Origin of the sequence: uncultured Cohaesibacter sp. (genome assembly GCF_963556055.3) — a bacterium.
Lineage (GTDB): Bacteria > Pseudomonadota > Alphaproteobacteria > Rhizobiales > Cohaesibacteraceae > Cohaesibacter.
In genome coordinates, this window is the sequence record NZ_CAUVYE020000026.1 from 76508 (window position 1) to 83631 (window position 7124).

Here is a 7124-nt window from a genome sequence, read left to right on the forward strand (position 1 = left end):
TTGTGTCCTCATGAGCAAAGGGTGCGCAGCATCCATCTGTCTGGCATGAGCGGATAGATGGCGACTGTTTCCCCAGCAGGAATCTCGCTGCTGTCTTCGTCAAAGACAGCCCAGCAGTTGGCTTGAAGCATCGGTTTGATTCTGAAAGATTCCTGACCATCGAATACTTCCACTTGCAAGGATTGATCCTTGGATACAGAAGCGTGGGCTTTGCAAAAGAAACGCAGACCCTGAACTTTGCGTGTCTGCGTCAGGAGTTTGGCCATCAAGGGTTTTTCTTCGGGCAAAGCCTGCAAGTGACGAAAGAGAGGCAGGGCGAAGAATCGCAGTCCGACGGCGGTGGAAACCGGATTGCCCGGAAGGCCGAGATAATGGACGCCGTTCGCAAAGCGCGCATAAAGTGCTGGTTTGCCCGGGCGATTTGTGACCTTGTGAAAAATGATTTCGGCCCCAAGGGTGCGCAAAATGTCGGGGATGAAATCATATTTGCCCGCAGAAACCGCTCCGGTGGAGATGATTACATCCGCTGTCCCTTCCGCCAATATTTCTTCCAAACGGGTGCGGAAGAGCTTGTCATCGTCAGGAACTATCCCGCCATAGTTGGCGCCATATCCCAGCGCTTTTAGCATTGTCATCAGATAAGGGCCGCTTGCATCGCGGATCTGTCCCGGCTTCAGTGGTATGTCCGTATTCTGAACCAGCTCCGTGCCCGTATTGATAAGGGTGATGGAAGGTTTGCGATAGACCGTCACATTTTTTTGCCCTACGGCAGCAAGCGCCATGATCTGAGCAGGACCGATGATGTCGCCCGCAGCGACAACGATATCGTCCAAATTGAAATCCTGGCCGGCAAGGCGGACATTCTCGCCCTTGCCAATCGGTGCGGTGAACCGCACCCGGTCTCCAACACATTCCACATCCTCGATCTTGACGACGGCATCATAGCCTTGCGGCAGAGCTGCGCCGGTCATGATCTCCCATGTGCCCCCCTTGGCGGTTGCTGGGCTTTCTCCTGCTGCCGTCGATCCGACAATTGGCAGTATTGCTGGAGTGTTTGGGGTCGCTGTGGTCAATTCCTCAGAGCGGATGGCGAAACCGTCCATGCTGGAATTTGTGAAAGGTGGGACGATCTGGGTGCTGGTAATGCGCTCTGAAGTAACAAAGCCACATGCTTCCTGAATGGGGAGACTTGTGGTGGGGAGTGGGTTGCAATGCAAAAGCCGTTTGAGGGCTTCTTGATAGGAAATCATTTGCTTTCCTCCATATTGCTATGATTGCACTCATGAGAGTGATCATGGGTGTGGGCTGGCTTTCGGGATTATTTCGGTGCTGGGAAAATGGGCGTGGACTGGCCTATCCTCCCGTGACTGACATCTGGCGCTTTAGCGCGGAATGGTTCCGGTCCTTGTTGATGTTGAAATCGTGTCCCTTGGGCTTGTTGGCGATGGCTTTTCGGATAGTCTTGATAATGGGGGCGTCGTCTTGGGATGAGCGTAGAGGCGTGCGTAGGTTGGTGGCATCATTGCGGCCAAGGCATGTATAGAGAATGCCTGTGCAACTCAGGCGTACCCGATTGCAGCTTTCGCAGAAATTGTGTGTCATGGGGGCGATGAAACCGATCCGCCCACCGGTTTCTCCTACGGTAAAATAGCTAGCCGGTCCGCTAGAGCGGTGATCGGCTTTTGTCAGCGACCAACTGTCCGAGAGCTGATCCTGCACTTCGCTGAGAGGGAGATAGACATCTGGCCGTTCCAAGAGCAGCCCGCCCAAGGGCATGGTCTCGATGATCGTGAGATCCATTTCTCGCTCGTGGCAAAACCGGATGAGATCACCAAACTCATCATCATTGACACCTTTGAGGGCTACTGTGTTGACCTTGAGTCTTATCCCGGCTTTCAAAGCAGTTTCGATGCCATCGAGCACTTGTGCAAAGCGGGGTTTGCCTGTGATCCGCGTGAAACGCTCGGCCCTCAGGGTATCAAGCGATATATTGATGCGTGTCACTCCGAAGTTGGCCAATGCCGTGGCCATCTTGGCAAGTTGGGAGCCGTTGGTCGTCAGTGTTATTTCTCTAAGGCGTCCGCTTTCGAGATGGCGTGAGAGGCCGCTGATGAGCGTAAGGATGCCTCTGCGCACAAGAGGCTCTCCGCCGGTCAATCTCAGCTTTCTGACGCCTTGATCGATAAACAGGCTACAGAGCCTGTCCAACTCTTCAAGGCTGAGTACATCTTGTTTGGGCAGAAAGGTGACATTGTCTCCCATGCAGTAAAAGCAGCGGAAATCGCATCGATCCGTAACCGAAAGGCGGAGATAGTCGATCGTGCGTCCGAAGGAATCGTTCAGATTACGAGAGCATGGTGGTTTCCTTGTCAACGTCATTTCGATGCCTCCCAACACCGTTTTGTCTTCTAAATTGACGCCTTAGGGGCGGGCGCCCTGCCGGTTTGCATTAATGAAGCTCGACCTCCTTTGCCTGCTCCTCCACTTCGATATGCTTGACGGTAAATTCGCGGCCAGACAGGCATTTCGTGTCAAATGACCCACATTGAGGGCAGGGTTCAGGTATGACCGATGACGTGGGATAGTAGCGGTTGCCGCAAAGCTGGCATTGCAGCTTCAGCCTTATCCATTCAATTGTCAGTTTCGAGCCATCTGCGATCGTGTCGTTTGCAACCGCATCGAAGCAGAACCGGAAAGTTTCCTCCTCGATCGCGACAGCGGTTCCCATTTCTACAGTAACGCCTATGACTTTTGTTGCCTGACAAGAATTCGCTATCCGTTCTGTAAGTTGAATGAGACTTTGGCAGAGAGATAGCTCGTGCATAAAATAGTCCTTTAGTTTAACAAGGGATTTTTCGATTCATTTTGAATGTTGAGTGAAGATAATGGCGTTTCAAATTGAAAGTCAAAGCGTATTCAATGATATGCAGTGGCGTTGAAAAACAGTAAAACGCAGTTTTTTATTGAATATCTGTTTAGCGTCCGTGGCTTAAAAACTGACTGTCGGGTACCTTACAAAATATTTTTTTTGCTTTGTCGTCCGTGTGACAGACAGCTTGGTTTGACACGCGCACTTTGGTCTCCAAAGGGGAACCGGTATGGCTGCTGACTAGCGCCGAAAAGCCGGTCTCCTGAGTGGAGGACCAATATAATGACGACCCTGGACCCGATGAGTCTGGCCTGGATGGGGGCCATTTTTCTATTGTGCGGCGAGATAGGGGCTCTGCTGAGTCTTAGGAATCCCGTCCGCGTTTTCATCGTCTCGACTATCGCAGAAATCGGCTATGTTTTGATCGGGCTCGGCATCGGTGGTGCTGCCGGTGAGACCGGAGCCTATATGCATATCACCTATCAGCTCGTTATGCGTGGGTTGGTATTGGTGAGTGGCTGGTACCTTATCCGCAGGACGGCTTCGATCTGGTTGAGAGATCTGGCAGGCAGTGGCCAACGGATGCCATTCGTCACTACCTTGTTCGGCTTTGGTATGTTCTCGGTCATGGGGTTGTCACCGTTCAAGGGATCCTTTTCCAAATTTCTCATTCTCTATGCGGCGATCGAGCAGGGGCAGTGGGCCATTGCTGCAGTAGGAACCCTCGCCTCGATCATCGCAGCGGTTTACTATCTGATCCTCATTCAAAAAATCTGTTTTGAGAAATCTGGGCACCGCGTCCTGCTGCGCCCTGCGCCCTCGCTGGCGATGCCTCTGGCAAGCCTGCTGGCGGTTGCCGCAGCGCTGATCAGCGTCTTTCCTGCCCCGATTGAACATTGGGCAGCCAGCCTTGCTGGCTATGCAGGTCTGGAGGGGTTGCCGGAGTTTGAATCACCTTGGGCGTTGCTTGTGCTGGTGCCCTATATTGGTGGTTTCGTAATTTACGCACTTGGGCGTATTTCCACCCGATTGCGTGATCTGGTCGCCGTGGCACTTGCAATTGCCAGCGTGGCCATGGTTGCTCTGGATGCAACGCTTGATCCAACCTCAAAATTGTTTGCACTGCTATTTGCCGGAATCATAGCAGTCATGGTCATCTATTCGATTGGCTATATGGCGAAGCAGGAATGGGTCAACCGTTACTACTTCTTCACCTTCCTGATGCTCGGATCGATGTTGGGTCTGACAACGGCACATGAGTTCGGCAATTTCTATGTCTATTGGGAACTGATGACCTGGACGTCCTACTTCCTCGTCATTCACGAACAGACGCAAAAGGCGCTGAAAGCCGGCTTGGTCTATTTTGTGATGTGTGCCGGTGGTGCTTATCTCATGCATTACGGTATCCTGGTTGCCCACGCAGAAATCGGTTCATTTGAATTCAGCGCTCTGGCTGAAGGCTTTGCTGGTGTTGCTCCTGTCGCCGTGCTGGTCATTGCGGGTGCCGTTTTCCTCGGCTTTGCAGTGAAAGCCGGTATGGTTCCTTTCCATGCCTGGTTGCCTTTGGCGCATCCTCAAGCCCCTTCATCGGTCTCCGGTCCCTTGTCGGGCATCCTGACCAAGGCCGGTCTGTTCGGAATTGTCAAAATCCTGTTCGGTGTGTTTGGTGTATCAAGCATTGCTCGCGCTGTAGGCAATGGCATCGATCTGCAAACCGTGCTCATTGTGCTTGGTTGCTTCACTTTGCTCTACGGTGAGATTCGCGCTTTGTTCGAGAAAGAACTCAAGCGAATGCTTGCCTTTTCGACATTGGCTCAAGTGGGGGAAATCACGGCAATTTTGGGCATCAGTACGGCGCTGGCAACGGACGCCGCTTTGCTCCATGTGCTCAATCATGCGGTTATGAAAACCCTTCTTTTCTATGCGGCGGGTGCTTTCCTGATGCGCACCGGGCTACGCCAGATCAGTGATTTGGCTGGGCTGGGCAAGAAGATGCCGATCACCGCCGGAGTCTATGCGCTTGGTAGCGTTGCCCTCATGGGGCTGCCGCCTTTCTCCGGGTTCATATCGAAATTCCTGATGATCTACGCTGCGGTGGAAGCCGGGCAGTATGCGGTTGCCGTTATCCTTCTCTTGGGTGGTATAATTGGCGTGGTTTACTATACCCGTGTTATCAGCGTTCTGTTTTACTATCCCGCATCAGCTTCGATCAGCGACGTCAAGGAAGCGCCCGCCACCATGTTGCTGGCCATGGGCCTTTTGGCTGCCGCCATCCTCTTTGGCGGTCTGGTGCCGACCTATCAGCTCAATCTGATCATACCGATTGGCAATCAACTGGCGGCCAATGCCGGTCTCGCTCCCGCCATGGTACCTGATCTGGTCATGCAATGGCCGCTTTCGGCAGGGCTGGTGATGATCGGTGCCATTCTGGTGCTGTTCACTGGGCGTTTCTCGGTGGCGTGGGCTGGTCGTCTGGCCGTCATCACGCTGCTGCTGGCCATTGCCGCCATCCTCTTTGAAGCGGATCGCTATGACATGCTTTCCTTCTGCTTTGCACTACTTATCGCAGGGGTCGGGGCTCTCAACATGCTCCATACAACAGCCTATCTCGCTCATAGTCATGCCCAGCCGCGCTTCTATGCTGCCTTTCTGGTAATGATCGCTGGCTTGTTGGGCATGACGGCAGCTGCTGATCTGTTCAATTTCTTTGCCTTCTGGGAGCTGATGAGTGCTTGGGCTCTGTGGGCTGCAATCGTCCATGAGGAAACGGCTGTCGCTCGCAGAGAAGGGTTCAAATACTTCCTGTTCAACACCATCGGCGCGTCCCTCCTGTTCCTTGGCGTCACGATGGTCGCTGCCCAAAGTGGCACTTTCCTACTGGCTGCTTTGGGCTCCGCTCTTGCCAATCTGCCTGCCGTCACGATTGCCCCTGCCATCGTGTTGATCTTCCTCGGCATGGTTATGAAAGCGGCCCAATTGCCTGTGCGTATTGACTATCAGATGCATCCGGCTGCAGCGCCAACCCCTGTCTCTGGCTACATTTCGGCGGTTCTGCTGAAAAGCGGTCCGTGGGGCGTGCTCAAGTTGTTTGTCGCTTTCGGAGGTGCTGCTGTCTTTGCCAAACTCGGTGGGACGACCGCCGGACAACCGGTGCTGCTTTATGCCATCTCGATCATTGCGGGCATCACCATAGTCTATGCGGGTGTGATGGCGGTTATCCAGAACAGTATCAAGATGGTGCTGATCTACTCCACCGTCTCTCAGCTTGGCTATGTGCTACTGGCGATTTCCCTTGGCACCACGCTCAGCGTTGCCGGCGGCCTGCTGCATTTTGTCAATCACATGCTGCTCAAAGACACGCTGTTCCTTGTCGCCGGTGCGATCATGGTGCGCAGTCACGCCACCATGCTGGATGAGCTGGGTGGTCTTGGCCGCAAGATGCCAATGACCTTCGGCATGTTCCTCTTTGCAGGTTTGTCTCTTGCCCGGGGTGCCGCCTCTTAATGGTTTCAGCTCGAAATGGATGATCTTTGAGGCATCCTTCCAGTCCGGCCATTGGTTGCTTGGTGTTATGGCCATGATCGGCAGTCTGTTCACGCTGGCCGCTGTTCTCAAATTCGCCCATGCGGCCTTCATGGGAACGCCAAACCCGCAGGCTGAAGATGCTGAGAAGCCCCCGTTGCATGCTTGTTCCAATGGGTGTTCTGACGCTTGGCAGTCTGCTCTCGGTCTCTTTCCTGGCCTCGCTCTAAGTGCCGATTGCAGCCATCATGTCCGATCTGGGTATGACCCCGATTGCTGCCACAGTGACCGGTCCATTGCCGGGGACGGATGGCTGGAGCCCAATGCTGCTGTCCATTCTGGTGCTGGTCTTTGGCCTTATCCTGCTGCCTTGGTTGCGGCTTGGGCGCAAGAATGGCGTGGTCCGCTCCAACGCCCATGTGTGCGGCGTTGGCGATCTGTCGGGCGGTCAGACGCGCCTTGGTGCCAACAGCCTCTTTGAAACCCCGGACAAAGCATCCATGGGCTGATGCCCAAGGGCCTTGGCTCAGAACCTCAAGGCGTAAGGAAGGGAACAACCAAGTCTATGCAACTCGGTATTCTTCTAGCGGTTTTCCTGTTCCCCGGCGGACTGTTCGCTCTGGTTTTGGGATTGTCACTCAAGGGACTCGACCGACGTGTCGGCCGCCCCGGCTTCAGGGGCGGATTGGACCGCCTCTCGCCCAACCCTTTTTTGATCTGGTCAAGCTCAGCT

The 7124-nt window shown here is 54.0% G+C and carries 5 protein-coding genes; 2 read left to right on the top strand and 3 right to left on the bottom strand.

What is annotated here, in order from left to right; all coding sequences use genetic code 11:
- Positions 1-8: 8 nt before the first annotated feature.
- The 3 genes from glp to hypA form a co-directional block, all read right to left on the bottom strand.
- Positions 9-1250 (bottom strand): gephyrin-like molybdotransferase Glp, encoded by a 1242-nt coding sequence (gene glp / locus ACHZB8_RS17500; protein ID WP_316862216.1) that lies wholly within the window; start codon positions 1248-1250, stop codon positions 9-11.
- A 103-nt stretch (positions 1251-1353) separates the two neighbouring features.
- Positions 1354-2379 (bottom strand): GTP 3',8-cyclase MoaA, encoded by a 1026-nt coding sequence (gene moaA, locus ACHZB8_RS17505; protein ID WP_316862218.1) that lies wholly within the window; start codon positions 2377-2379, stop codon positions 1354-1356.
- Positions 2380-2449: 70 nt separating this feature from the next.
- Positions 2450-2824 (bottom strand): hydrogenase maturation nickel metallochaperone HypA, encoded by a 375-nt coding sequence (gene hypA / locus ACHZB8_RS17510; RefSeq protein ID WP_316862220.1) that lies wholly within the window; start codon positions 2822-2824, stop codon positions 2450-2452.
- 327 nt (positions 2825-3151) lie between these two features.
- Between hypA and ACHZB8_RS17515 the strand changes: the two genes are divergently transcribed.
- Together ACHZB8_RS17515 and ACHZB8_RS17520 are read left to right on the top strand one after the other, a co-directional pair.
- Positions 3152-6373 carry a proton-conducting transporter membrane subunit gene (locus ACHZB8_RS17515; RefSeq protein ID WP_316862221.1) on the top strand — a complete coding sequence of 1074 codons (3222 nt, stop codon included), beginning with the start codon at positions 3152-3154 and terminating at the stop codon, positions 6371-6373.
- Positions 6374-6639: 266 nt separating this feature from the next.
- Entirely contained in the window at positions 6640-6900 is a 261-nt protein-coding gene (locus tag ACHZB8_RS17520) for a hypothetical protein (RefSeq protein WP_316862222.1), read from the top strand.
- Positions 6901-7124: the final 224 nt, after the last annotated feature.